Raw genomic sequence first — 26,747 nt, 5'->3', positions numbered from 1 at the left:
GCCACCGTATCGAAATTATCATAAGAAATTTTGAAACGGCAAGATAACCAATTTCCTTATTACATGAGTATTGCTGATAACAAAAAAGCCTTCCACGATTACTTTATCGAGGAGCAATTCGAAGCAGGTGTGGTGTTGCAAGGCTGGGAAGTCAAAGCAATCCGTGCTGGACGTCTTCAATTAAAAGAAGCATACGTGATTGTGCGTAATGGTGAGATTTTTCTGTTTGGAGCACACATTGGTGCACTGCCAACCGCCTCAACACACATACATCCCGACTCGGTGCGTACACGCAAATTATTGCTGAACAAAGCAGAGATCAGCAAATTAATCGGCAAAGTCGAACGCTCTGGCTATACGATGGTGCCGCTCAACATGCACTTCAGCAATGGCAGAATCAAATGTCAGATAGGGCTTGCCAAAGGTAAAAAGCAACACGACAAGCGAGAATCAGAGAAAGAAAAAGACTGGCAGCGTGAACAGCAAAAGATAATGAAACAACACCGCCGCTAATATCGACACAAGTTTTTTTCTGGCTCGCTATTTGGCGGCATCAAATTCTTGTTCAACGTCACGAATTTGCCGACGCAGCATCTTTCGCTCATCCACGCTGAGCTTATTTTTCTTTACATCGGCCAAAGGACTTTCACAGGAGGATGTAGCGGACATTTTTTTAAAGCCGCAGTTTTTGTGTTTATCCATCGTTGTCGCAGATAAAGAAACATCAGCAACACTGGCTTGCGTATGCTTTCCAGCGGAAAAGCCAGAGTTCGGATTTGCGGCTACGGAGCCAGGCGAAGGTATTGCGATCACGGAACCTATCGACAACAGCACCAGCAAGATGGCAAAAAATATAGCGAGAGCTTTATTCATTCACTGTTTTCAGTTTTTGCAGCATAGAATTTGATACCACCATTTTTTGCATCAGGCGCTTGCTCCAGTCAACTCTAACGACGGCAAATAAACAGAAAACGCATGACCAATGATCAGATTGTCATCGTAGTTTAATTTAATTACATTGTTATTCCTTTCCCATAGAAGTAAAGTATGTAACTCTTTGTAATCCTCTCTGCCTGACTGTTCCCAGGCGGTAACGATGCCAGTACCATTACAGACATGACAAATCTTCAAACACCTACAGAGAACACTCCAACTCCCGCCAACAACGCACCGAAAGCAAAAATTCTGGTTGTGGACGACGATTTACGACTCCGCGAACTGTTGCGGCGTTACCTGACCGAACAAGGTTTTCATGTTGTCGGCGCAGAGAATGCGCAGACCATGAATAAACTTTGGATGCGTGAACGCTACGACATGCTGGTACTGGATTTAATGCTGCCGGGCGAAGACGGGCTCGCCATTTGCCGCCGACTGCGCGGTGCAGGCGACAAAACGCCTATCATCATGCTGACGGCGAAAAGCGAGGAAGTGGACAGGATTATCGGCCTGGAAATGGGAGCCGATGACTACCTGCCGAAACCATTCAATCCACGTGAACTGGTTGCCCGCATCAATGCCGTTCTGCGTCGCAAAGTACCGGATGAATTACCCGGAGCACCTTCCGACGGCCCGCAAACATTTGCTTTCGGCGATTTTGTTCTGGATCTCGGCACTCGCACTCTGAGAAAAAACAACGAAGCTATTTCTCTGACGACTGGCGAATTTTCCGTACTTAAAGTCTTTGCCCGCCATGCGCGCCAGCCCTTATCCCGTGAAAAGCTGATGGAACTGGCACGTGGCCGCGAATATGAAGTATTTGACCGTAGTCTGGATGTGCAGATTTCACGTCTGAGAAAACTGATAGAACCAGATCCATCCAATCCTTTATACATCCAGACTGTATGGGGACTCGGCTACGTCTTCATTCCGGAAGCAAGCAAGGAATAGCGTTCCCGCTGAAGACGTATGCGCTCATACCTGAATAGTCTCGAATGGCTGCGCAGCGGTCTTTTCTGGCGTACATTTTTTTTACTGGCCATCCTTGTGATGGCCAGTATGATGATATGGTTCGTCAGTTTCAAAACCCTTGAACGAACACCTCGCGCTCAGCAACTGACGGCGCAAATCACTTCCATCGTCACGATTACACGCGCTGCGCTGACACATTCTGCGCCCGAAAAACGCAAAGAGCTTTTGCTCGATCTGGCGCATAGCGAGGGAATACGGATTTATCTACGGAATGATGCCGACACCCTGGATAAACTTGAGCCCACCGTTTTTCTGACCGAATTCAGTGAGATGATGAAAGCGCAGCTGGGCAAAGAGACCCGTTTCGCCCGCTCGGTGAATGGTAATAGCGGATTCTGGATCAGTCTGGAGATCGAGGGCGATCATTACTGGCTGCGGCTGGATGAAGACCGGCTGGAGCCACCAACAACCTTGCCAGTACTCAGCTGGATCACCGCCACCTTGTTGATTACCCTGCTGGGAGCAGCAGTGATTTCTAAATTCATTAACGATCCCCTGTCCCGCCTGAGTAATGCGGCACGCTTACTCGCCCAGGGTAAGCAGGCACCGGCTCTGCCTGAACGTGGCCCGAAAGAAATTCGCGAAACCAATGCCAGCTTTAATAACATGGTTGCAGATCTGGCCAGAATCGATGCTGACCGCACCATCATTCTTGCCGGGATTTCACATGATTTGCGTACACCGCTCGCACGTATGCAACTCGAAGTGGAAATGGCCGATCTGGACGAGCAGGCACGATCCGGCATGCAATCAGATCTGTCGCAAATGGATGCAATCATCAATCAATTCCTTGACTATGCGAAACCGATCGACAGTCTTCGTTTTGATAAAGTGAATATCAGCGAATTACTGAAACAAGTGATTCAGGAGTATTCACGGGTGAACTACCTTCACCTGCATTCAGCGATTGCAACAGACATGTATATTTCAGGAAATGCGACAGAGCTCAGGCGACTGTTCAGCAACCTGATTGAAAACTCCTGCCGTTACGGAAAGAATCCGGACAAACTCAACACCGTTGTAGAAATTCAATGCAGCCACAAGACGAAGGGCAAAAAACAAGGTGTATTGATCAGTTTCCGGGATTACGGTGAAGGTGCTCCGAGCGACGACGATATCGGGCGTCTGCTGAAACCCTTTACTCGCGCCGATGTCTCACGCAGCCAGGCAAACGGTTCAGGTCTCGGTCTGGCGATTGTCGATAGGATAGTCCGCCGTCATCGTGGCAGATTAAGGATTTATAACCATGAGCACAAAGGCTTTGTTGCCGTCATGATTTTTCCAGAAATGAAGTTCAAATAAAAAATCCCGGTAATAATAAATAATCACCGGGATTTTTATTTACTACTCAAGCGTTGTTTTCTGCCGCTCTTATCTGCTCCTCTTACTTCGCCGCCATCGCTAATTGCAAGGCCGCTTTTTCTTCTGCCTTCACCGGTTCAGTTTGTTGTGCAATGCCATTTTCCGCAGATTTTTTCACCTGTGTTGCTGATGGTGTCAGTTCATAGCTCAATTGCATGCCGCTGTTCAGTTTTACAGAAGGTGTGGCGACATTCGCAGGGCTGGCAACAACCGGTGCAGCCTTGGCTGCCATCGCGTTGGCAACAGACATCGGTGTAGAGAAATTAGCGAACCCCGCGCCAGCAACGCCAGCACACAACATCAAACCAGCCAGCACAGAAGGACGCAGGCGCAGACGGAAGCGTTCCTGCGCATCTTTTTCCGCTTGCTGCCCGATGTCGTAAGTAATTTCCACCGGCGCACTCGACAGCATTTGCTGCGCCTGCAAACGCCATTCAGCACTTTGTTGTTGGTTGTTGCGCAACTTGGAAATCAATTCCTGCGCCAGATTTTCAGCCTGTGCATGTTCCGCGACCAGACTCAGATTTTCTTGCTCGGCTTCCGCTTTCAATGCAGCCTGCATCTCAGCCAACTGCGCTTTCAGCAACTCAGCCTGCTCCTGACGCTGTTGCTTTTGTTGTTCCATTGCCTGTTGTTGTTGCGCGAACTGTTGCTGCAATGCCGCCAGCTCTATTTCTTCCGCAGATAATGCCAGAGCATTTTTCTTCGCCTGTTCTAACGCTGCTTTTGCTGCAGCAAGTTCGGCGCGACGTTGCAACATCAGATCCGCCAACGCAGCCTCTTGCTCTTCCTGTTGCTGCAAGTCTGCCAGCAATGCCTGTTCTGCTTGCAAACGTGCGGCGACGTCTTGCGCCAGCTTGTTTTCAGCTGCAATTCTTTGCGCTTCAATTTCTGCCAGTTGCTGCTGTTGCTCCATTCGGGCATTCATCTCAACTGTCGCCATTCTGGCTTGCTCTGCCAGTGCTTCAGATGCCGCGATCAATGCTTGTTCTGCAGCGACCTTTTCCTGTTCCGCTGCGTTAGCCTCGACTGCTTTTTGTGCACGCAACTGGCTCTGCTTCGCCAATTCAGCCTCAACTTGCAATCTGTCTTCGGAGGCTTTGAGTATCAACGCTTCCGCTTCCATTTTCTGGCTGATCGCCGTCAATGCCTGCTGCTTCAATTGCAACTCATCCTGCTCGCGTTGCTTCTGCAGTTGCATCGCCTGGATTTCACGCTGAGCCAGCTCGGCCTTTTGCGCTTCCATCTGCTGCAATGCCAACAGCTCATCAGCACGCATCTGCGCCAGTTCAGCAGCTTCTTTTTCTGCAGCCGCATGCATTTGCGCTAATTCTGTCGCTTCTTTCTCGGCAGTCAGTTTGATCTGCATTGCCACGTTCGCATCTTGCTCAGCCTGAGCACGAATTTCAGACAATTGCAGATACGCTTGTTCAGCTTGCTGACGTTGTTCAGCTTCCGCCAGCGCCTTTTGTTCTGCCAGCATCTTTTGTTCGATAGCGGCCAATTCTTCAAGCTCAGCAGCGGCACGGCGATTTTCCATCAACGCCAACGTTTCCGCTTCACGCAATTTGGCTTCCATCGCCTCGGCCGCTGCACGTTGCGCCTCAGCGTGTTGTACCGATTTAGCAAACATCGCCTGCTCGGTCTCCAGTTGCAATTGTGATGCCTGTGCTGCCGCCTGCTCCTGTTCAAAACGTGAGGCCGCGATCTGCGCTGCCTCTTGTTCCGCTTGCAAACGTTGTTGCAATGCTTGCTGTTGCTGTTGTTCCGCCAATAATTTTGCCTGCAACTCTTCGCTCAGTTGTTGCTCGGTCGCGAGGCGTTGTTGCTCTGCACGGCTGGATTCCAGCAATAAGGAGGTTTTTTCTTCGAGTGCGGCAGCAGTCTGACGCTTGATTAATGCTTCTTCAGCCGCTTGCGCCAGCCATTCTTTTTCTTTCGTATTCAGATTTTCTATTGCCAGGCGTGCTTCTTCATCGCTATTTTTGCGTGCCGCCAACAATTCCACTTGCTCAGCTTCGGCATCCAGACGCGCCTGTACTTCCGCTGCTGCAGCGACTTCAGCCTCTTGTTTTGCTGTCAGCATTGCTACCAGCGCCTGCTCGGCTGCGATACGTTCTTGTTGCACCTTCAGCAATTGCTGTTCTTGCTGCAAACGCTGTTGTGCGATTTCTACCATCAGCTTTTGTGCATCGGCATGTGCAGCCAATTCCTGATGTAAAGCCTGCTCTGCAGCGAGAGTTGCCTCACCGGCCAGACGTGCCACTTGCTGCGCGTACGCATTGGCTTGGGCAAATTCATTGGCCTGTTTTTCGCTGACCAGACGGGTTTGTACGTCTTGCTGAGCGCTTTGTTCTGCCTGTAATTTTGCTGTTGTTGTTGCCAGCAAAACCGCTTCATCAGCAGAGCGTTGTTGTACAACTTGTTCCAACTCTGCGATGCGTCGATTTTTTTCAACCACCAGCTGATGCGCTTTTTGCTGGCTGGCCGCATACGCCTGCGCCTGCAATTGCAAGGCTTTTTCTGCCTGCAGTTTCGCCTCAGCCATCTGGCTTGCCTCTTGCTCAGCACGTGCACGTTCTGCGGCTGCAACGGCTTGTTCTTGCTCTGCAATCGCTTTTGCCTGTGCAGCAGCATGGGCGATTTTTTCTGCCGTCAGTTTTTCTGTTGCAGCTTTCGCGATAGATTTTTCGGCATCGGTACGTTCTTGCTCCAGTTTCGCTTGTTGCTCCAGCGCCGCTGCTGCCTGTTGTTGCGATTGTGCTTTTTCCTGTTCCAGACGTGTGATCTGCGCTGCCGCTTTAACACGTGCCGCTGCAGCCTGCGCTGCCTGCTGTTCAGCCTGCGCCTGCGCCGCATTTTGCTCGAACAATTTCTTTTCTTCAGCGAGTTTTAATTCTGTAGCAGTACGCAATGCCTGCTCGGCTTCCAGTCTGGCCAGATGCTGATCGCGCTCTTCCTGCTCGACTTTTGCTTTCGCCTGCAATTCTGCCGTTAGTTTCTTTTCTGCCTGTAATTTTTCCTGCACCAGTCCGAGCGCTTTTTGTTCTGACTCTGCGCGCAGGCGCAAGGTTTTACCTAACTCTTCGGCTTCTGCGACTTTGGATTGAGCCGCGCTGGCTGCTTGCTTTTGCAACTCAGCATGCTCCTGCATTTTTTGCAGGCGGGCTTGCTCGGCCTGGATCAATGCCTGACGTGCAGTCCGGGCTTCCGATTCCTGTTGCTGACGTGCCTGCAATACATTGACATGCTGACGATCAGCATGGGCACGGGCGATCACTTGTTCTGCCGTGGCTTTTTCTGCTTCCAGCTTTTCCTGCGCTGCGCATACTGCCTGTTTTTCCGCTTCGGTACGAACCTGCTCGGCACGCGTCATTTCAACTGCCTGCTGCGATTTCAACAGTGCCAGGGCCGCCGCTTTGCGTTGTACTTCTTTTTGAATTTCGGCCTGTTCCAGCGCTGTCAGTTCTGCCTGATTAGCCGCTTCCTGCGCCAGTCTTTGCTCACGCTCGGCCTGCTCTTTTGCGGCTGCAATCGCTTTCATTTCCTCTTCGGCACGCTGTTTTGCTTCGAATTCCAGTTGTGCAGCCTGCTCCAGCGCCAGTTTTTCTTCTGCAGTTTTCAGCATTTGCTGAACCGCCTCGGCACGACGACGTTCTACATCCAGTTTCTCATCGAGTAGTTCCATTGCTTTCGCCTCATCCTGAGCACATTGTTGTTGAACGCGAAGGAGTTCACTGACGTCCCTGCTCTTCTTCACTGTTGCTTCTGCCATTTTTTGCTGCAACTCAGCTTGTTCTATGGCTTTTTCCAGCGCAATTTTTTCTGCGATATATTCAGTTTCCTGCGCCACGCGTGCTGCGCGATCTGCCGCTTCCTGCATACGCAACAATTCAGCGTGCGCTTCATCTGCTTTGGCACGGGCTTCCGCTTCTTCTGCCTTCTGACGCTCGGCCTGCAGTTTTGCATCGAGTGCATTCACTGCTTTTTGTTCGGCTTCCGCCCGCATTTGTTCCGCAGCGACTAATTCTTCTGCTTTTTTTGCCTTCAGCTCGGCAGCAGCGCTGGCGCGCTTGAGCAAATCAACCTGAAACGCGCTGGCGCTCAGGGCTTGTTGTTCGGCATTAGCCTGCTCACGGGCAGCTTGTACAGCAACACGTTCAATTTCTATGCGTTCTTTGGCCAGCTTGGCGGCACGCTGCTCTTCCGCCGCGCGCTGACGGGCGATTTCTGTCGCTTCTTGTTCAGCGATACGACGTTGACGTGCTTCTTCAGATGCTTCGGCTTCTGCTTGCAGGCGCGTACGAGCCTGTGCATCTGCCTGTTGTTCATTCTCAATGCGATGCATTGCTGTCGATTGTAATTCGCGCTCCGCACGGATACGGGATTCTGTGACCTGGCGGATTTTGTCCTCTGCTTCACGACGGGCTTGTGCCGTGGCTGTGGCGATCACTTCTGCCTGTTCACGCTTGGATGCCGCCGCATACAAGTCTTGCTCTGCCTGCATGCGCATCTGGATCGCTTCTGCTGCGCGACGTTCAGACTCCATACGGGCCTGCGCAATGGCTTCATGCTCCTGCTCTATGGCTAAACGGGCAATCGCATCTTCTCGCGCACGTGCTTCCACAGGGGCGCGACTGATGGCAAATTCCAGCGCCATCGCATCGGCCTGATCACGCTCTTTACTGGCCTGCAGCGTTTCGCTGCGTACTTTGACCAGCATTTCTGAGGTTTCGCGTGCTTCACGTTCGCGTTTTTCACGTTCACGTGCCAGTTCTGCAATACGTGCATCCGCACGGGCACGCTCAACGGCCTGCTGGCGCGCACTTTCGGATGCAGCGAAACGTTCAGCAGCCCAGTTTTTTGCGGCTTCTGTCTGTTTGCTTAACTGGGTTACTGTTGCCTGTGCTTTGGCGGTAATTTCTGACTCTGCCTTGAACTGCATTTCAGCACGGGCTTTGGCTTCCTGCTCTATCTTCTGGCGCTGTTCAGATTGTGCGCGGGCACGGCTTTCCATTTGCGCACGTTCTTGTAAATCACGTGCTTCCTGTTCATTCGCGGCAATCCGGGCTGCGCTGGCGGCCTGCGATTGCTTTTCAGCGAGTAATCTTGTGCGGCTGCTTTCTGCTGCTTCCTGTTCCAATTGCAGTTTTCTCTGCGCCAGCTCGGCTGCCTCGGCTTCTGCCTGCGCGCGGGCTTCTGCCATCGCACGGGCCTGTGCTTCTGCTTTCAGACGGGTTTCAGAGGCGACCGTGGCGCGGGCTTCAGCCTCAACACGGGCAATCGCCTCGCGTATGCCTTTGACGTCGATACGGGAATTTGACTCCAGATCATCAGGAGAAGATAAAAAATCTTCTTTCTGATCCATACGCTGATCAAGGGAGAAATTCCCTAAAGAAAATTTATTTAATAATGACTGATTGCTGTCCATTCTTCACTCCTGAGATAGTAGTCGTTCCCTAAAGGCGCTGGCCTGGCGGCTCCGGAACTTCTTACCCTGAATTATCAATGAAGAAAAATCAAACAATCGCCAGAGTAAAGCGAGAAAAACCCCTCTATTCCCATTTATTCGTGAATGAACGCCTCCCCTAAAACAGCGCGGGGACGTAAAATAGCGGTCACACCAAAATCAGCAGGAGAATGACCTTGAACGAATTAGTCACTGAAATCAAGCACCCGTTAGTGCAACACAAACTGTCGCTGATGCGCAGCAAAGACACACCAACGGATAATTTCCGCCGTCTGCTGCGCGAGATCAGCCAGATGCTGGCGTACGAAGTCACACGCGATCTGCCTATCGAATTCACCAGAATCGAAACCCCGATTCAGGTCATCGACGCACCGACGATCAGTGGTAAAAAACTTTGCGTGATCTCTGTGCTGCGTGCCGGTAACGGCATATTGGATGGCATGCTGGATCTGTTGCCGAATGCGCGCGTCGGTCATATCGGCTTGTACCGCGACCCGGCGACGCTTGAACCAGTCGAGTATTACTACAAAGTGCCGGAAGATATCGCTGACCGTCTGGTGATCGTGGTTGATCCTATGCTGGCCACCGGTAACTCAGCAGCGGCAGCAATCACCCGCCTGAAGCAAGGCGGCGCGAAGTCGATTAAATTTGTCTGCCTGCTGGCAGCGCCGGAAGGCATCAAGGTCATGCAAAACGCGCATCCTGATGTGCCTGTGATTACCGCATCCATCGATCAATGCCTGAACGATCATGGTTATATCGTTCCGGGCTTGGGCGATGCTGGTGACCGATTGTTCGGCACCAAATAAATCTAAATAAAACGCCCCGGCAGCCTCACAGCGCCGGGGCGTTTTTGTCTCTGCTGTCAGAAATACAGCATCTATTTCCCTGCACTGAATATGACAACGACTACCAGTTTCATTCCAGCTTCCAAATTACCCGAAGTCGGCACCACGATTTTTTCGGTGATGTCGGCACTTGCCGCTGAGAAAAAAGCCGTGAATCTGGGACAAGGATTTCCGGATTTCGATTGCGACCCCGCGCTGCCTGCCGCAGTGACGCGCGCCATGGCCGCTGGGCACAATCAATATCCACCTATGCCAGGCGTCGCCATCTTCAGAGAGCAGATCGCCGCAAAAATCGCGGCGATTTACGGTTATCAATATGATCCTGCCTGCGAAATCACGGTTACCGCCGGGGCCACGCAAGGCATATTAACCATCTTGCTGGCCTGCGTGCATGCTGGTGATGAGGTGATCGTGATCGAGCCGGCGTATGACAGCTATGTGCCATCGATCAGACTCGCTGGTGGCGTGCCGATTTTCGTCAGCATGGAATTAAGCGAACACGGCTATAGCATTCCGTGGGACAAAGTCCGCGCCAGCATCACCGGCAAAACGCGGCTGATCATGCTCAATTCACCGCACAATCCTACCGGCTTTGTGCTGAGCGCCAGCGATATCGCGGCATTGACAGACATTGTGCACGACACCCGCATCCTCATTGCCTCGGACGAAGTGTATGAACACATGGTCTATGACGGGCAATGCCACGAATCAATCGCGCGCCACCCGGAACTGGCGCAGCGCAGCTATATTATTTCCAGTTTTGGTAAAACCTATCATGTGACCGGCTGGAAAGTCGGCTATGTCGTCGCCCCGGCAGCGCTGATGGCAGAATTCCGCAAAGTGCACCAGTTCAATGTCTTCACCGTGAATACTCCTATGCAGGTCGGGCTCGCGCAGTACATGCAAAATTCCGCGCCGTATCTAGAGTTGCCCGCGTTTTATCAACGTAAGCGCGACCTGTTCCGCGATGGCCTCGCGCATTCCCGTTTCCGTCTGTTGCCATGTGCGGGCACGTATTTTCAAAGTGTGGATTACCGCGCGATTTCAGATTTACCAGAACTCGATTTTGCGCGCTGGCTGACCAGTGAAATCGGCGTTGCGGCAATTCCCGTATCGGCCTTTTATCAGCAAGCAAAAGAATCCGGCGTCGTGCGCTTTTGTTTTGCGAAACAGGATGCAACGCTGGAAACTGCGATCGCCAGACTGGCTGCGCTGTAAGCTTGAACAATAACGGCAGATCAGCAGCAAGATCGCGGCGACATTGCAGCAACATTGCAGCCCAGCTTAATTATCGTCTTTTGCCGCTGCCGCTTGCTGCGCCGCCAGGGCGCGTAATTTGTCTTTTTTGCTGGGGCGCTTCCCTTTCACGCCACCATTCACATCCAGCACACGCTCGCTGGCAGCAACAGGCAAAGCGCTTGCTTCAAAACCCGGGATCGATTCCAGCTCCAAACGCAAACCTTGCTTACGCGCGATCAGCGCAAAATGGGCGGCGGATTCCGGCGTCACAAAGTTATACGCCTGCCCACTGAGACCAGCACGGCCGGTACGGCCTATACGATGAATATAATCATCGCTGGAACGCGGCAAATCATAATTCACCACCACCGGCAACTGGGCGATGTCGATGCCTCGCGCAGCAACATCGGTTGCCACCACCACCTTCAGGCGCGACGCCTTGAAATCGGCCAGCACTTGTTCGCGCTTGCCCTGCGTCAGCTCGCCATGAAATGGTTCCGCTGCAATATGCGCGCGGCGCAATTTCACCGCCACCAGCTCCGCCGCATATTTGGTTGCGACAAACACCAGCACCCTTGGCCATTTCTCACTGGTCAGCAAATGCCGCAATAATTGGGTGCGGCGAGGCGCATCGACACTGATCGCTCTTTGCACGATATCCGGCTTACCGGCGTCGGTGACCGCTATGCGGATACGTTCCGGTTGTGGGCTGATGCGCACCGCCAGACTTTCTACTTCCGGCGCAAACGTCGCGGAGAATAATAAATTCTGACGCTGTGCGGGCAACATCGCCACGATGCGGTTTAACTCATCGGCAAATCCCAGCTCCAGCAAACGATCAGCCTCATCCAGCACCAGCGTATTCACGCGTGCCAAGGACAAGGCATTGTGATCGATCAGATCCAGCAAACGCCCCGGCGTCGCGACCACGATGTCGGCACCGCCGCGTAAATGCAGCATTTGCGGATTAATCGAGACGCCGCCAAAGACCACCGCCAGTTTGGCAGCAGGCGCGACCGATTTACACAGGCTGCTCAGCGTGGTGCCCACTTGCGCGGCAAGCTCGCGGGTCGGCACCAGAATCAACACCTGCACCGCCCGCGGACGCGCCGCCGTCAGTGCCAGATTTTGCAAGAGCGGCGCGCAGAAGGCGATGGTTTTTCCGGAGCCGGTCTGCGCCTCGGCAATCACATCCTTGCCTTGCAAGATCACAGGAATCGCGGCAGCCTGCACGGCAGTCGCTTCGGTATAACTACGGTCGCGCAGGGCGCTCAGAAGTGCGGGCGTGAGGCCCAGGCTGGAAAATGACATGAATAAAGCTTTACTGAAAGATGGTCGGCACTATACCGCATTCTGAGGGGTGTGGACGCATCAAAGAGGTGACGCGATGTAATAGCTGGAACGCTATTGAATATCGAATGAACACCGAGGGAGAACATTCAACAATGTAAAACGTTATTTAGTTGTTAGGAAACGCGACAAATGACGTATCAAGCCACCGGGGCAATGGCTCAATGGCTCAATCTTAAGAATTTCTCAACCTTTGCGTCTAGCACCTGAGGCTGCAAAAGGAACCATTTTTTAAGATCACCTCGCTTGTTAACAAGGGTAGTACGTTGCTCTCCGATGGGTTTATCCTCAAGCTCAGCTTCATAACTCATTAAGCCTACTGCGTGATCCCAAAGTTCTTCGCTGAGATAATTTGCTACGTCGTCATTCATGAGCCATTTTGCCTCCCGAATTCCTGCACTATACTTATACAGTCCCTCATCTGTGAGTTTCCCCTTGATCATGATCTCTCCCAGCATGTTGCGTGCTGTGTTGTAAACTGCAAATCGCTTCTCGAAAAGATCAAGTTTCAACTTATTTTGAGCAATACGATATTGCCTCCATGTAACAATACATCCGAATACAGCAACAACTGGAGTAAGCAAAGCCGAAAAATAGGCTGTCCAGTGAGGGTCAATTTGCGTCATCTCAGAAATAACTTTCGAGGTAACCGACCAGCATAAGATCGGCTTGGTTAACAAAAAGGTTCGAACTCATATTTCTACATAGTCGCCCGACTCGGCGTCGTAGAAACGTGCATCTAACTTTTCACACAAAGACTTAATCAACACCAATTCATCCTCACCAAAAACTCCAGAGACTGAAATTGTTCGAGGCTCGTCACTTTCCTCTACTGCCTCGATACGAAACGAAAGGTTAAATGACCGATCTTCTTGGGCAAGACAATCCGCAAGCGTTTGAACCACAAACACGCGAGAGCCGAGTGACTGAGGAACCCAGTCTTCTGGCAAAGAGTCAAGGTCTCGATATTCTCGGAAAATCAGGCCAATGCTGCTCATAATTTCGAACTTGTTTCAAAAACAAAAATTAACATGATTATGACAAACTAACAATAAAATTCCCGCTCTTAATAATCTATTGGTTAGTCGTTTCCTTGTTCGTCCATTTACACAAATAAGCCTGATTCAGACACACAAAACACGATTCGGAGCCCGCTAGCCTGCCAAATGAGGCTAAAAATACTGGGGGGAGTATATTTTAAAGCCCAGTGTTTACGCTGAGAATAAGGTGAAAATGCCGCATACTCCCCTTTTTATCACTTTTTACGGTTCAAAAAACGATCTGGGGAGTGTCACCACAGGCGGTGGCGACGGGCTGTGGTGTGAGGCTTAATCGACTTGTTTGCGGGCTTGTTCGCGGTCTTTTTCGATCACGCGGATCTGGCGTTGTACGGCTTTGGCTTCGATAGACATGCGCTGCAAAGTCGGCAGGTAACGGCGGCGTTGCACTTTAATGTCTTGCAGGCAGTCGTTGACGAAGAAAATGTCATAGCAATGGCGCTCTGCTGCCTGATACCAGGTTTGCAGGCGGCGTTGCAGGGTGTCGCTCTCAGCGATAACGGCATCGGCGACTTCATTGGTTTGTATGCTGTTGACCGGATAGCGCCCGTCCATGTCCTGCACGAGCTGGGCGATGCTGGCGAGTTCTGCTTTTCCCTGATCAGCCACGGTATCGGCATGCGCCGCGCTGATGCCAGTCAGCAGCAGGCTGGAAATAAATAAGTGTGAGAGAAATTTCATCAGGCTAGGTTATCGGCAAGTTGGCGTTGATCGGCTTCCATGTATTCTTTCGATTGCATTTCAACGATACGTGAAACCGTGCGGTGAAACTCGTTCGAGAGCGTACCCTTAGTATACAGCTCTTCCGGTGCGACTTCGGCAGACATAATCAGTTTGACCTTGTTATCGTAAAACACGTCGATCAACCAGGTGAAACGCCGCGCCTCGGAGGACATGGCAGCGGACATGCAAGGAATGGCGGACAAAATCACGGTATGAAAACGGCTGGCGATTTCAAGGTAATCGTTCTGCGAACGCGGGCCGCCGCACAGCGTATGAAAATCAAACCAGATCACACCACCGGCACGGCGCAGTGCTTTCAGTGTGCGGCCTTCGATATCGACATGCGGGTCTTCGTCTTTGGTATCAGCAATGCGGGAAAACGTATCGCGCAGCGCTTTATCGGTCGCGGCAGACAGCGGCGTCAGATACGCCTGCACTTGTTCCAGCGCGCGTTTGCGATAGTCATTGCCGGAATCGACGTTCATCACATCGAGCTTTTCTTTGAGCAAGGCGATCGTCGGCAGCATGCGGTCGCGATGCAGACCTTCGGGATACAGCAAATCGGGCTGGTAATTGGATGTCATGACAAACGACACGCCGTTATCAAACAAGGCTTTGAGCAGGTTGTACAGCAGCATCGCATCCGCAACGTCGGACACATGGAATTCGTCAAAACAGATCAGGCGGTATTTTTTGGCGATGCGTTTAGCGACTTCATCCAGCGGATCAGCGACGCCTTTGAGTTCGTCGAGCTGACGATGTACGGCGCGCATGAATTCGTGAAAATGCAGACGGGTTTTACGCACAACCGGGACGACGGAATAAAAGCTATCCATCAGAAACGACTTGCCGCGCCCTACTCCGCCCCACATATAAACGCCGCGCGGCACTTCAGGACGCGTGATAAGGCGGGTCAACTTGTTCGCCCGTTTTCCTTTGTACAGCACCCATTCTTCATAGGCTCGCTGCAGGCGATCAACGGCGCGCTTCTGCGCTTCGTCGGCTTTAAATCCACGCTGGGTCAGCGCTTCGTCGTAAAACTGTTGTACATCCATAGTCTGTTTTTTCAAGCTGTTTCCTCACGTATTTTGTGCGGTACGCATCGATGCCATCATTCATCCGTGCGTTGATTCATGCTGATTCACATTGAGTCAGATTGACTCGCACTGACAACCGAAACCACTTCGTCTGCCGGTCAGAAAAATACGGAACCAGTCTGGCTGATCGTTGACCGCCGGTAACGCCAACCACACGCGTAGACACAGCGGATAGAGCAATAATAAAAATGGACGAGTATACGACTCGTCCATTTTTATCGTAGTGCAGATGACGTATCGATCAGAAGTTGAGCGAACGTTTATCTACTGCCAGCGCGGCTTCTTTTGTCGCTTCCGACAAAGAAGGATGGGCGTGGCAAATACGCGCGATATCTTCAGAAGACGCACGGAATTCCATCGCCACCACCGCTTCAGAGATCAATTCTGAAGCCATAGGGCCAACGATGTGTACGCCGAGGATTTCATCGGTCGTTGCATCGGCGAGGAATTTAACCATACCGGAAGTATCGCCCAGTGCGCGTGCGCGGCCATTCGCCATGAATGGGAAAGTACCGGCTTTGTACGCAACGCCATCGGCTTTCAATTGCTGTTCGGTACGACCTACCCACGCGATTTCAGGGGATGTGTAAATCACCCAAGGAATCGTATTGAAGTTCACGTGACCGTGTTGGCCAGCGATACGTTCTGCAACGGCAACGCCTTCTTCTTCCGCTTTGTGCGCGAGCATAGGGCCGCGTACCACGTCACCCACCGCCCAGACGTTAGGCAGATTGGTTTTGCAATCGCCGTCCACCGCGATGAAGCCACGTTCATCGAGGGCCAGACCAACGCCTTCGGCGTTCAGGCCGTTGGTGTTTGGTGTACGGCCGATAGAAATGATAAGCTTGTCGAACACAGCTTTGTGTTCTGCGCCTTTGTCATCTGTGTAGTTGACGGTCACGTCTTTACCGCTGTTGACGATCTCGCCGATTTTCACGCCGAGGTTGATTTTCAGGCCTTGTTTGTCGAACAGTTTTTTCGCTTCTTTGGCGATTTGTTCGTCCACAGCACCGAGGAATGCTGGCAGTGCTTCGAGCACAGTAACTTCAGCACCGAGACGACGCCATACGCTGCCCATTTCCAGACCGATTACACCAGCGCCGATCACGCCAAGCTTTTTCGGCACTTCGGCGATATTCAGTGCGCCTTCGTTAGACAAAATCGTCTTTTCATCGAACGGTGCGGCTGGCAATGCGCGTGCATTGGAACCTGTTGCCACGATGATGTGCTTACCAGTAATGCTTTCTTCTGTTTTACCGGCCACCTTGATTTCGTAACCGGCTGCATCAGCTTTGACGAAGGAACCATGACCGTGGAAGAAAGTGACTTTATTCTTTTTGAACAGGAACAGAATACCGTCGTTATTTTGTTTAACGATGGTGTTTTTACGTCCCAGCATTTTTGCGACATCCATACCCAGACCGGATACCGAAATACCATGGTCAGCAAATGCGTGACCAGCGTGCTCAAAGTGTTCGGATGATTGCAGCAAGGCTTTAGATGGAATGCAACCAACGTTGGTGCAGGTACCACCCGGTGCCGGGCCGCCTTTGTCGTTGCTCCAGGCATCGATACAGGCAGTAGAAAAACCGAGTTGTGCAGCACGGATTGCTGCGATATAGCCGCCAGGGCCGCCGCCGATTACGACGACATCAAATTGTTTGCTCATGGATTTATCCTGATTTCTGAATGTTTCTGATTACGCGTGAGGAAAAGACATACGGTGAACAGGCGGATTCACTCTTCTTCCGGCACAAAAATCCACGCTAAGACATAAGCGACCAGACCAGCACCGAAATAACAAGTGAAAAAGACAAACAACAAACGCCATATCCATGATTCCAGGCCGGTGAACTTGCCTAAACCACCGCAAATACCGCCCAGCCAGCGATCAGTATTTGAACGACGGAAGCGGTTCAGCTGGTTCAGAGAATCATCGATACCGGAAAAAGAATTGTTATTTGCAGTCTGAGAAGAAGCTCCGCTTCCAACGGAAGACAAGAGCTTCGCCTTTGCTTGCGCGAACTCTGCATCAGTCAGGGCTCCAGACTGATGCAGTTCATGCAGACGTTTGATGTCGTCAGCGATGTTCACGACGTTTGCCTCTTACAGATCCAGCAACAGGCGTGATGGATCTTCCAGCGCGTCTTTCATCGCAACCAGAGCCAATACTGCTTCACGACCATCGATGATACGGTGATCGTAAGACATCGCCAGATAGTTCATCGGGCGAACAACGATCTGGCCATTTTCAACTACTGCACGGTCTTTGGTTGCATGTACACCCAGAATCGCAGATTGTGGTGGGTTGATGATCGGTGTTGATAACATAGAACCGAAAGTACCGCCATTAGAAATGGAGAATGTACCGCCAGTCAGATCGTCCAGAGTCAACTTACCATCTTTCGCTTTGGCACCGAATTCACCGATTTTCTTTTCAATTTCAGCGATCGACATCTGATCAGCATTACGCAGAATAGGCACAACCAGACCACGTGGCGAACCAACGGCGATACCGATATCAAAGTAACCGTGGTAGACGATGTCGTTACCATCAACGGATGCATTAACGATAGGATATTTTTTCAGTGCGGCAACAGCAGCTTTGACGAAGAAAGACATGAAACCCAGTTTCACGCCATGTTCTTTTTCAAATTTGTCTTTGTACTTATTGCGCAATTCCATGACTGGTGCCATGTTGACTTCGTTGAACGTCGTCAGAATCGCGTTGGTAGATTGCGATTGCACCAGACGTTCAGCGATACGCGCACGCAAACGGCTCATAGGAACGCGTTCTTCAGGGCGATCGCCCAGGTTCACCGCCGCAGGTGCATTCACCTGTTGCAATGCTGGCTTGGTTGACACTGGTGCTGCCAGAGGCGCAACAGCAGGTGCAGCTTTGCCAGCAACAGCAGCCAATGCATCACCTTTCGTTACACGGCCATCTTTACCTGAGCCATCAACCTGGCCAGCGGATAAACCGTTTTCAGCCAGAATTTTTGCAGCCGCTGGCATAGCAACGCCTGCCGACGATTTTGCATCAGCAGATGCAGCAACTGCCGGTGCTGCGGCGACTGCAGCCGGTGCAGCAGCAGGCGCTGCAACTGTTCCGGCGCTCGCTGCTGTATCGAGGATAGCGATAACTTCACCAGCAACCACTGTGCTGCCATCACCCTTGATGATTTGTGTGATCACACCAGCGTCCGGTGCTGGTAATTCCAGAACAACTTTATCTGTTTCAACGTCGATCAGGTTCTCGTCACGAGCAACGGATTCACCTACTTTTTTATGCCATGTCAGCAAAGTCGCTTCAGCGACGGACTCAGATAACTGAGGAACTTTAACTTCGATAATTGCCATTTTTTACTCTCCGATTCGGGTAGCCAAACACTGCACCAGCTTCTGGTGCAGTGCCGCGTCATTATTTAGTCAGGACAAAGCCCTTGAGTTTGGAAAATGCCGTTTCCAGCAATGCTTTTTGCTGCGCATAGTGCTTGTCATAGTAACCGACAGCTGGCGATGCACTCGCTGGACGACCTGCGTAAGCAAGTTTCTGGCCTTCTTCCAGACTTTCAAAAATATTGTGCTGAATCTGGAACCATGGACCTTGATTTTGCGGTTCATCCTGTGCCCATACCAGCTCTGCCAGGTTAGGGAATTTTTTCAATTCCGCAGCGAAGCTCTTATGTGGGAATGGATACAACTGCTCAACACGGATGATCGCAGTATCTGTCTGACCACGCTCTTTACGTGCATTGACCAGATCGTAGTACACCTTGCCGGAGCAAGCGATCACGCGTTTGACTTTCTTCGCATCGATCGTTTCGTCAACTTCACCAATCACAGTATGGAAGCTGCCTTTTGCCAAATCAGACAATGGAGAGCCTGCATCTTTGTTACGCAACAAGGATTTCGGCGTCATGATCACGAGTGGCTTGCGGAACTGACGAATCATCTGACGGCGCAACAGATGGAAAATCTGTGCTGCAGTTGTCGGCTGAACGACTTGCATATTGTTGTCTGCACACAATTGCAGGAAACGTTCAGGACGAGCGGATGAATGCTCAGGACCCTGACCTTCGTAACCATGCGGCAGCATCATGACCAGACCGCAGGCACGCCCCCATTTCACTTCACCGGAACTGATGAACTGATCGATCACAACCTGCGCACCGTTAGCGAAATCGCCGAACTGTGCTTCCCAGATAGTCAGTGTGTTTGGCTCTGCTGTGGAATAGCCGTATTCAAAGCCCAGTACCGCTTCTTCTGACAAAACGGAATCGATAACAGTAAATGGTGCCTGTTTATCAGAGATATTTTGCAGAGGAATGTACGTACCGGCATCCCAGCGTTCACGTTTCTGATCATGCAGAACAGCATGACGATGAACGAAGGTACCACGACCTGCATCCTGACCTGTCAGGCGAATTGCATAACCTGAGGAAACCAGAGAAGCATAAGCAAGGTGTTCGCCCATACCCCAGTCCAGATTCATTTCACCACGACCCATCGTAGCGCGGTCGCCGAGTACTTTTTCTACCAGACTATGTGGTTTGAAGCCTTCAGGCACAACGGTAATACGCTCGGCCAGACGCTTGAGTTCAGTCAGCGGCACAGCTGTATCAGCAGCATCGGTCCATTTACGGTTCAGGAATGGAATCCAGTCAACCGCAAATTTATTTTTAAAGTTAGAGATGACAGGGTCATGGGTATGCTTACCTGCATCCATCGCATCGCGATAAGCTTTCACCATCTGATCGCCGCCATCGGCAGGAATCGTACCTTGCGCAGCCAGCTTGTCCGCATACAATTTACGCGTACCAGGATGTTGTCCGATTTTTTTGTACATCAGCGGTTGTGTCAATGCTGGCGTATCTTGTTCGTTGTGACCCAATTTACGATAGCAGATGATATCGACAACGATGTCTTTCTTGAATTCCATACGGTAATCAAGAGCAATTTGCGTTGCCAGAACAACGGCTTCCGGATCGTCTGCATTCACGTGCAACACCGGTGCTTCAATCATCTTGACGACGTCAGAGCAATACAATGTAGAACGGGAATCGCGTGGATCAGATGTCGTGAAACCGATCTGATTGTTAATCACGATGTGCACTGTACCACCTGTGCCGTAGCCACGTGTCTGCGCCAGATTCAGGGTTTCCATCACAACGCCCTGCCCTGCGAAAGCGGCATCGCCATGTACCAGAATAGGCAATACTTGTGAGCCATCTTTGTCACCGCGACGATCCATACGCGCTTTGACAGAGCCTTCAACCACAGGATTAACGATTTCCAGATGGGAAGGATTGAATGCCAGAGACAGGTGAACCGGACCGCCTGGAGTAGAAATATCGGATGAGAAGCCTTGGTGGTATTTAACGTCGCCTGCTGGCAAGTCGTCACCGTGTTTGCCTTCAAATTCAGCAAACAAATCCTGAGGCATTTTACCCAGAGTATTGACCAGAACGTTCAGACGGCCACGGTGGGCCATACCGATAACGATTTCCTCGACACCGCGCTCACCGGCGCGCTGAATTGTTTCATCTATCGACGCGATGAAACTTTCACCACCTTCGAGAGAAAAACGTTTCTGACCGACGTATTTAGTATGAAGATAGCGTTCCAGTCCTTCTGCAGCCGTCAAACGGTCGAGAATGTGTTTTTTCTTCTCTGGAGTAAAGGAAGGTGTGGAACGGATGGATTCAAGTTTTTGCTGTATCCAGCGTTTTTCAGCTGGATCACTGATATACATGAACTCGGCACCGATGGAACGGCAGTAAGTGTCACGTAAAGAAGCTAATTCAGGTCCGAAATAGGTATTCGAGATATTGAATTTGATGTCCATGTCGGCATCGGTGAATCCGTAAAAACTAGGATCCAGCTCAGGGATGCCTGGACGCTCCTGACGTTGCAAAGGATCAAGGTTAGCCCAGTGACTACCCAGGAAACGATAAGCTGCAATCAGTTGCTGCGCGAAAACACGCTTACGTCCCATATCGGCATCGGCGTTTGCGCTGACGGCACGGATAGGACCTTGTTTTGCACGTTCTGCAAAAGAAGCAATCACGGGTGCGTGAGCAACGTCGGGCTTACTGGAGCCATCAACTGCTGGCACGTGTTGCATGGCGTCGAAATACGCACGCCAGTTTTCAGGAACAGAACCGGGATTATTCAGATACGCTTCGTAAAGTTCCTCTACATACGGCGCATTGCCGCCGAACAAATACGAATTAGCGTTATATTGTTGCATCATCTTGCTCACCTTTCTTCGCGTTTCGCGAGATTAGCGGGTTAGTCTAACCTTCCGCGACACGGCCTGACCGGTTAGCGGATTGCACATCAAGTTGTGGGGAAGGGCTTGTTTCAAACTATTCTCGTATCGGAGTCAAAACGCACATCATTGACAATATATTTTTTGATTCCAAAACGAAAAAACATCTAAAATTTACATTCGAGCCGAAGCATAGCATATTTAACGAATAAAAAAAAAGCGAGCCACAAAGACTCGCTTTTTTCGATGCTGCAGTGCAGTAGCTGATCAACAGAATTAACGCTTATCGATCGCAGGAACGTCACGCTTTGCGGCACCAACGAACAATTGACGTGGGCGTCCGATTTTTTGCTCAGGATCAGAAATCATTTCTTTCCATTGCGCGATCCAACCGACTGTACGCGCCAGAGCGAAAATACCAGTAAACAAGGCAGTTGGGATACCCAGTGCGCGCTGTACGATACCAGAGTAGAAGTCAACGTTCGGGTACAACTTACGGCTAACGAAGTATTCGTCTTCCAACGCGATTTTTTCCAGAGCCATTGCCAGTTTAAACAGTGGATCATCTTGCAGACCCAGTTCTTGCAATACTTCATAGCAAGTTTCGCGCATCAGTTTTGCACGTGGATCATAGTTTTTATAAACACGATGACCAAAGCCCATCAGCTTGACGCCAGAGTTTTTGTCTTTGACCTGAGCGATGAAGTTAGGAATATTATCGACGCTGCCGATTTCTTCCAGCATGCTCAGTGCAGCCTCATTTGCACCGCCGTGAGCAGGCCCCCACAAGCAAGCGATACCAGCAGCGATACATGCAAATGGATTCGCGCCAGAAGAACCAGCCAGACGTACTGTCGATGTCGATGCGTTTTGCTCGTGATCTGCATGCAAAATCAGGATGCGATCCAAAGCACGAACCAGAACTTCATTGACTTTGTATTCTGCACATGGTGTCGAGAACATCATATGCATGAAGTTCGCGCTATAAGACAAATCGTTACGTGGATAAACGAAAGGCTGACCAATAGAATATTTATATGCCATAGCTACCAGCGTCGGCATTTTTGCGATCAGACGAATCGCCGATACTTCACGGTGATGAGGATCGTTAATATCCAGAGAATCGTGATAGAACGAAGACAAGGCACCAACCGTACCAACCAGCACAGACATCGGATGTGCGTCACGGCGGAAGCCACGGAAGAAGAATTGCATCTGTTCGTGAACCATCGTGTGATTAGTCACGGTCGCAACAAATTTTGCTTTTTCTTCTGCTGTCGGCAATTCACCATTCAACAACAAATAGCAAGTTTCAAGAAAATCACCGCCGTTAACCGCTAACTGCTCAATCGGATAGCCGCGGTACAGCAACTCACCTTTATCACCATCAATATAGGTGATCGAAGAATTACATGCCGCAGTCGACATGAAACCTGGATCATATGTAAACATGCCAGTAGAGCCATACAACTTACGGATGTCTATAACATCAGGACCAATCGATCCCTTGTAAATCGGCATATCCAATGATGGCGAGCCATCAGAGAATGAGAGGGTTGCTTTTGTTTCAGAATTAGTCATGGCTCTTCCTTCAGATAAGAGGTGAGTCGTTAATCAAAAAAACACAAAAAAAATCATTTCCAGTCAGGCAATCCGCAGACGAGAGAGCAAAGCGTGAACATGTGGCAAATCCACTTCTGCTTCCGGCTCTTTCTTCGCCATTATCAAGTCCATCAGGACACTGTCTGACAATTCCATCAGGCGACTGAAGGCATCCACCTCTTCATCACTTAATGACTCTTCATTGATATCCAGAAATCGCGTCAGTATCAGATCGTTTTCCAACAATCCGCGTCGCGCACGCCAGCGAAGGCGAGCACGCTTCACTGGATCACTTTGATGAGAATTTCCTGCAAGCTCAGACATAGTTACTTTCTCTTTTAATGCTTCCATTTCATGCAGCTCTTCAAAAAAAACTGCATGAAATAGAAGTGGCGCCTGACAGCGCCACTTCAAATTGATCAGACTGCGCGACGAACCATTAATTCTTTGATTTTGCCGATTGCCCGGGTCGGATTCAGACCTTTAGGGCAAACATCAACACAGTTCATGATTGAGTGGCAACGGAACAAACGATATGGATCTTCCAGATTATCCAGACGCTGCGCAGTTGCTTCATCGCGTGAATCGGCGATAAAGCGGTATGCCTGCAACAAACCTGCAGGACCTACAAATTTATCAGGATTCCACCAGAACGATGGGCATGATGTTGAGCAGCATGCGCAAAGAATACATTCGTACAAGCCATCCAACTCTTCACGCTCTTCAGGTGATTGCAGACGCTCTTTTTCCGGAGGAATAGAGTCATTCATCAAGTAAGGCTTAATGGAATTGTATTGCTTGAAGAATTGCGTCATATCCACGATCAGATCGCGAATCACAGGCAAACCTGGCAAAGGACGCAAAACGATAGGCTCAGACAATTCATTCAGATTGGTCGTACAAGCCAGGCCATTCTTACCGTTGATATTCATCGCATCAGAACCGCACACACCTTCGCGGCATGAACGACGCAACGCCAATGAATCATCAACGTCGGCTTTAATGCGTTGCAATGCATCAAGCAACATTTTGTCGGTATCTTGCAATTCGACGGTCAGATCCTGCATGTAAGGCTTTGCATCCTTATCAGGATCATAGCGATAAATTTTAAATTTCAGTGTACGTGCCATAGTGTTATCTCTTTAGAATGTACGAGCTTTTGGCTTGAAGGTTTCAACAGTCAGAGGCTTAGTCACAACTGGTTTGTAATCGAGGCGATTGCCTTCGGAATACCAGAGGGTATGCTTCATCCAGTTATCGTCATCACGTTTTTCATAATCGCGGTGAGCGTGCGCACCACGAGATTCTTTACGTGCATTCGCCGATGTGATGGTCGCTTTCGCTGTTTCAATCAGGTTATCCAACTCCAGCGCTTCAACACGGGCTGTGTTAAACACTTTGGATTTATCTTTAAACGAAACATGCTTACGGCGCTCATCAAGCTCCATAATTTCTTTGTAGCCTTCTTGCAGTAACTCGTCTGTACGGAATACGCCGCAATGCTGCTGCATAGTTTTCCGGATAGCATTTGCCACATCCTGAACACGCTCTGAACCGGTAGAGTTTTCAATGCGTGATAAACGCTCCAAGGCAACATCCGCCGCGTCAGCAGGCAACTCTTTATTGCTACGTGCTTTGAGGTTGCTTGCAACGATATGATTACCCGCAGCACGCCCAAACACCAACAGATCAAGTAAAGAATTTGTACCCAGACGATTTGCACCATGCACAGATACGCAGGCACATTCACCGATCGCATACAAGCCATTGACAATTTCATTACTGCCGTTTTTAGTCGTAACAACCTGACCGTGAATATTGGTCGGAATACCGCCCATCTGGTAGTGGATTGTTGGAACGACAGGAATAGGCTCTTTGGTTGCATCCACATTCGCGAATTTATGTGCAATTTCGAGAATGGATGGCAGGCGTTTTTGAATAGTGTCAGCACCAATATGACGCAAATCAAGCATCACGTGATCTTTATTCGGACCACAGCCACGACCTTCTTTAATTTCCTGATCCATAGAACGGGAAACGAAGTCGCGTGGAGCCAGATCTTTCAGTGTTGGCGCATAGCGTTCCATGAAACGCTCACCCTGACTATTCACCAGAATACCACCCTCACCGCGCACGCCCTCAGTAATCAACACACCCGCACCGGCAACACCGGTTGGATGGAATTGCCAGAATTCCATATCCTGCAAAGGCAAACCAGCACGTGCAGCCATACCCATACCGTCACCGGTATTAATGAACGCATTTGTCGAGGCAGCCCAGATACGGCCAGCACCACCAGTAGCAAAAATCGTTTGCTTGGCTTCCAGCATCATCACTTCGCCAGTTTCCATTTCCAGCGCAACAACACCAACAACATCGCCTTCAGCATCACGAATCAGATCAATTGCCATCCACTCAACGAAGAAGTGTGTACGGGCGCGGACGTTACGCTGATACAGTGTGTGCAACAACGCGTGACCGGTACGATCGGCAGCCGCGCAAGCGCGCTGAACTGGCTTCTCACCGAAATTCGCAGTGTGACCGCCAAATGGACGTTGATAAATCGTGCCATCAGCATTGCGGTCGAATGGCATACCAAAGTGCTCCAGTTCGTAGACCACTTTTGGTGCTTCGCGACACATAAATTCAATTGCATCCTGATCACCAAGGTAATCACCACCCTTGACAGTATCAAACATGTGCCAGAACCAGTTATCCTCAGACATATTCCCTAAAGAAGCACCGATACCACCTTGCGCTGCAACCGTGTGAGAACGCGTTGGAAAAACCTTAGAGAGCACCGCGACATTCAGACCAGCTTCAGCCAATTGCAACGAAGCACGCATGCCTGAACCACCAGCACCGACGATAACCGCATCAAAACGACGGGTAGGAATTGCGGATTTAATTGCAGCCACTTTTATACTCTCCACAAAATCTGTGCTGCATAACCAGCACTAGCAACCAGCCACAAAATAGTGGCAACCTGAAATACCAGACGGACAAACACATTGTGTGTCACATAATCCATCCAGACATCACGCATACCAACCCAAGCGTGATACAACAAGCAGATAACTACGGAAAACGTCGCCAACTTAAACCATTGTTGAGCAAAAATTCCTGCCCAGCCTTCGTAAGTAAAGTTACTGCCCGTCAAAAACATCGCCAGCAAAATAACTGTGTACGATGCCATGACGATCGCCGTAACACGTTGTGCCAGCCAATCACGCACACCGTAATGTGCACCTACAACGAGGCGCTTAGGGCCAATGTTGTTATTTGCCATTTAAAATACTCCAAACAATTTCAAGCCGATCAAGGCAGCCAAAGAAACACTGACGATCAACACGCTTAAAGCAGATTTACGCGCTGTATGCTTATCAAGACCGTAGTGAAGATCCATAATCAAATGGCGTACACCTGCACAAAAGTGATGCAGATAGGCCCAGACGAGTGCAAGAATAACCAACTTAACAAATACGCCGGAAGTAAAACGCTGCAACTCCGCGAACGACACCTCAGAAGTAACGCTCTTGTCCAACAAATACAGAATGAAAGGCAACAACAAGAACATCAACATTCCACTAATGCGGTGCAAAATAGAAACCACACCCGCCAGCGGCAAGCGGTATCCAGTTGCATCTACCAGGCGCATCACTCCATAGCGCGGCCTGTTTTTCACTACTTCAGACATAAATAATCTCCCCATTAACTAGTCTGTACAAAAACCCTGCAATTTTCGCTCATTTTGGT

22 protein-coding genes are annotated in these 26,747 nt (G+C 50.4%); 5 read left to right on the top strand and 17 right to left on the bottom strand.

Going from position 1 to position 26,747, the window contains the following annotated elements; all coding sequences use genetic code 11:
* Window positions 1-63 precede the first annotated feature (63 nt).
* Window positions 64-513 (top strand): SsrA-binding protein SmpB, encoded by a 450-nt coding sequence (smpB, locus tag H8K29_RS08680; RefSeq protein WP_186885633.1) that lies wholly within the window; start codon window positions 64-66, stop codon window positions 511-513.
* A 27-nt stretch (window positions 514-540) separates the two neighbouring features.
* Here the strand turns inward: smpB and H8K29_RS08675 are convergent, their stop codons facing one another.
* Entirely contained in the window at window positions 541-873 is a 333-nt protein-coding gene (locus H8K29_RS08675) for a hypothetical protein (RefSeq protein ID WP_186897265.1), read from the bottom strand.
* Window positions 874-1,116: 243 nt separating this feature from the next.
* On the opposite strand from H8K29_RS08675, the gene ompR reads away from it, so the two are divergent.
* Both ompR and H8K29_RS08665 read left to right on the top strand, forming a co-directional pair.
* Window positions 1,117-1,887: a two-component system response regulator OmpR gene (gene ompR / locus H8K29_RS08670; RefSeq protein ID WP_186885495.1), complete on the top strand. Its 771-nt coding sequence runs from the start codon at window positions 1,117-1,119 to the stop codon at window positions 1,885-1,887.
* A gap of 18 nt (window positions 1,888-1,905) precedes the next feature.
* Window positions 1,906-3,270: an ATP-binding protein gene (locus H8K29_RS08665; RefSeq protein ID WP_186885496.1), complete on the top strand. Its 1,365-nt coding sequence runs from the start codon at window positions 1,906-1,908 to the stop codon at window positions 3,268-3,270.
* Between the two features lie 82 nt (window positions 3,271-3,352).
* Here the strand turns inward: H8K29_RS08665 and H8K29_RS08660 are convergent, their stop codons facing one another.
* Entirely contained in the window at window positions 3,353-8,761 is a 5,409-nt protein-coding gene (locus H8K29_RS08660; protein ID WP_186897264.1) for a hypothetical protein, read from the bottom strand.
* A 215-nt stretch (window positions 8,762-8,976) separates the two neighbouring features.
* On the opposite strand from H8K29_RS08660, the gene upp reads away from it, so the two are divergent.
* Both upp and H8K29_RS08650 read left to right on the top strand, forming a co-directional pair.
* Complete coding sequence (gene upp / locus H8K29_RS08655) at window positions 8,977-9,609, top strand: uracil phosphoribosyltransferase (RefSeq protein ID WP_223826859.1); 633 nt, start codon at window positions 8,977-8,979, stop codon at window positions 9,607-9,609.
* 90 nt (window positions 9,610-9,699) lie between these two features.
* Window positions 9,700-10,866, top strand: a complete 1,167-nt coding sequence (locus tag H8K29_RS08650; RefSeq protein ID WP_186897262.1) for a pyridoxal phosphate-dependent aminotransferase — start codon at window positions 9,700-9,702, stop codon at window positions 10,864-10,866.
* A 66-nt stretch (window positions 10,867-10,932) separates the two neighbouring features.
* On the opposite strand, the gene H8K29_RS08645 is transcribed toward H8K29_RS08650, so the two are convergent.
* The 15 genes from H8K29_RS08645 to sdhC all read right to left on the bottom strand — a co-directional run bounded on the left by H8K29_RS08645 (window position 10,933) and on the right by sdhC (window position 26,688).
* Entirely contained in the window at window positions 10,933-12,198 is a 1,266-nt protein-coding gene (locus H8K29_RS08645) for a DEAD/DEAH box helicase (RefSeq protein WP_186897261.1), read from the bottom strand.
* A gap of 200 nt (window positions 12,199-12,398) precedes the next feature.
* Complete coding sequence (locus tag H8K29_RS08640; protein WP_186897260.1) at window positions 12,399-12,863, bottom strand: hypothetical protein; 465 nt, start codon at window positions 12,861-12,863, stop codon at window positions 12,399-12,401.
* 66 nt (window positions 12,864-12,929) lie between these two features.
* Entirely contained in the window at window positions 12,930-13,235 is a 306-nt protein-coding gene (locus H8K29_RS08635; RefSeq protein ID WP_186897259.1) for a hypothetical protein, read from the bottom strand.
* Between the two features lie 330 nt (window positions 13,236-13,565).
* A complete protein-coding gene (locus H8K29_RS08630; protein ID WP_186897258.1) occupies window positions 13,566-13,976 on the bottom strand; it encodes a hypothetical protein in 411 nt (136 codons plus the stop codon).
* Complete coding sequence (gene zapE, locus H8K29_RS08625) at window positions 13,976-15,073, bottom strand: cell division protein ZapE (RefSeq protein ID WP_186897509.1); 1,098 nt, start codon at window positions 15,071-15,073, stop codon at window positions 13,976-13,978. The genes H8K29_RS08630 and zapE overlap by 1 nt, the downstream gene beginning before the upstream one ends.
* 283 nt (window positions 15,074-15,356) lie before the next feature.
* The gene (gene lpdA / locus H8K29_RS08620; protein WP_186897257.1) at window positions 15,357-16,784 is read right to left on the bottom strand and encodes a dihydrolipoyl dehydrogenase; all 1,428 of its coding nucleotides are present in this window, start codon (window positions 16,782-16,784) and stop codon (window positions 15,357-15,359) included.
* A 68-nt stretch (window positions 16,785-16,852) separates the two neighbouring features.
* On the bottom strand, window positions 16,853-17,209 hold the full coding sequence (locus H8K29_RS08615) for a PspC domain-containing protein (RefSeq protein ID WP_186897256.1): 357 nt from the start codon (window positions 17,207-17,209) through the stop codon (window positions 16,853-16,855).
* A gap of 12 nt (window positions 17,210-17,221) precedes the next feature.
* Entirely contained in the window at window positions 17,222-18,475 is a 1,254-nt protein-coding gene (gene odhB / locus H8K29_RS08610; protein WP_186897255.1) for a 2-oxoglutarate dehydrogenase complex dihydrolipoyllysine-residue succinyltransferase, read from the bottom strand.
* A gap of 61 nt (window positions 18,476-18,536) precedes the next feature.
* On the bottom strand, window positions 18,537-21,371 hold the full coding sequence (locus tag H8K29_RS08605; RefSeq protein ID WP_186897254.1) for a 2-oxoglutarate dehydrogenase E1 component: 2,835 nt from the start codon (window positions 21,369-21,371) through the stop codon (window positions 18,537-18,539).
* Between the two features lie 294 nt (window positions 21,372-21,665).
* Window positions 21,666-22,970 (bottom strand): citrate synthase, encoded by a 1,305-nt coding sequence (gene gltA / locus H8K29_RS08600; RefSeq protein ID WP_186885506.1) that lies wholly within the window; start codon window positions 22,968-22,970, stop codon window positions 21,666-21,668.
* Window positions 22,971-23,033: 63 nt separating this feature from the next.
* Window positions 23,034-23,315 (bottom strand): succinate dehydrogenase assembly factor 2, encoded by a 282-nt coding sequence (locus H8K29_RS08595; protein WP_186885507.1) that lies wholly within the window; start codon window positions 23,313-23,315, stop codon window positions 23,034-23,036.
* 95 nt (window positions 23,316-23,410) lie between these two features.
* On the bottom strand, window positions 23,411-24,121 hold the full coding sequence (locus H8K29_RS08590) for a succinate dehydrogenase iron-sulfur subunit (RefSeq protein ID WP_186885508.1): 711 nt from the start codon (window positions 24,119-24,121) through the stop codon (window positions 23,411-23,413).
* Between the two features lie 12 nt (window positions 24,122-24,133).
* Window positions 24,134-25,909, bottom strand: coding sequence for a succinate dehydrogenase flavoprotein subunit (sdhA, locus tag H8K29_RS08585; protein WP_186897253.1), 1,776 nt, complete (start codon window positions 25,907-25,909; stop codon window positions 24,134-24,136).
* Between the two features lie 2 nt (window positions 25,910-25,911).
* Window positions 25,912-26,280 carry a succinate dehydrogenase, hydrophobic membrane anchor protein gene (gene sdhD, locus H8K29_RS08580; RefSeq protein WP_186885510.1) on the bottom strand — a complete coding sequence of 123 codons (369 nt, stop codon included), beginning with the start codon at window positions 26,278-26,280 and terminating at the stop codon, window positions 25,912-25,914.
* Window positions 26,281-26,688, bottom strand: coding sequence for a succinate dehydrogenase, cytochrome b556 subunit (gene sdhC / locus H8K29_RS08575; protein ID WP_186885511.1), 408 nt, complete (start codon window positions 26,686-26,688; stop codon window positions 26,281-26,283).
* Window positions 26,689-26,747 lie beyond the last annotated feature (59 nt).

Origin of the sequence: Undibacterium sp. CY21W (genome assembly GCF_014284265.1) — a bacterium.
GTDB lineage: Bacteria > Pseudomonadota > Gammaproteobacteria > Burkholderiales > Burkholderiaceae_D > Undibacterium > Undibacterium aquatile.
Note: the sequence above shows the minus strand (reverse complement) of the source record. Positions and strands in the feature narration are given on the sequence as shown.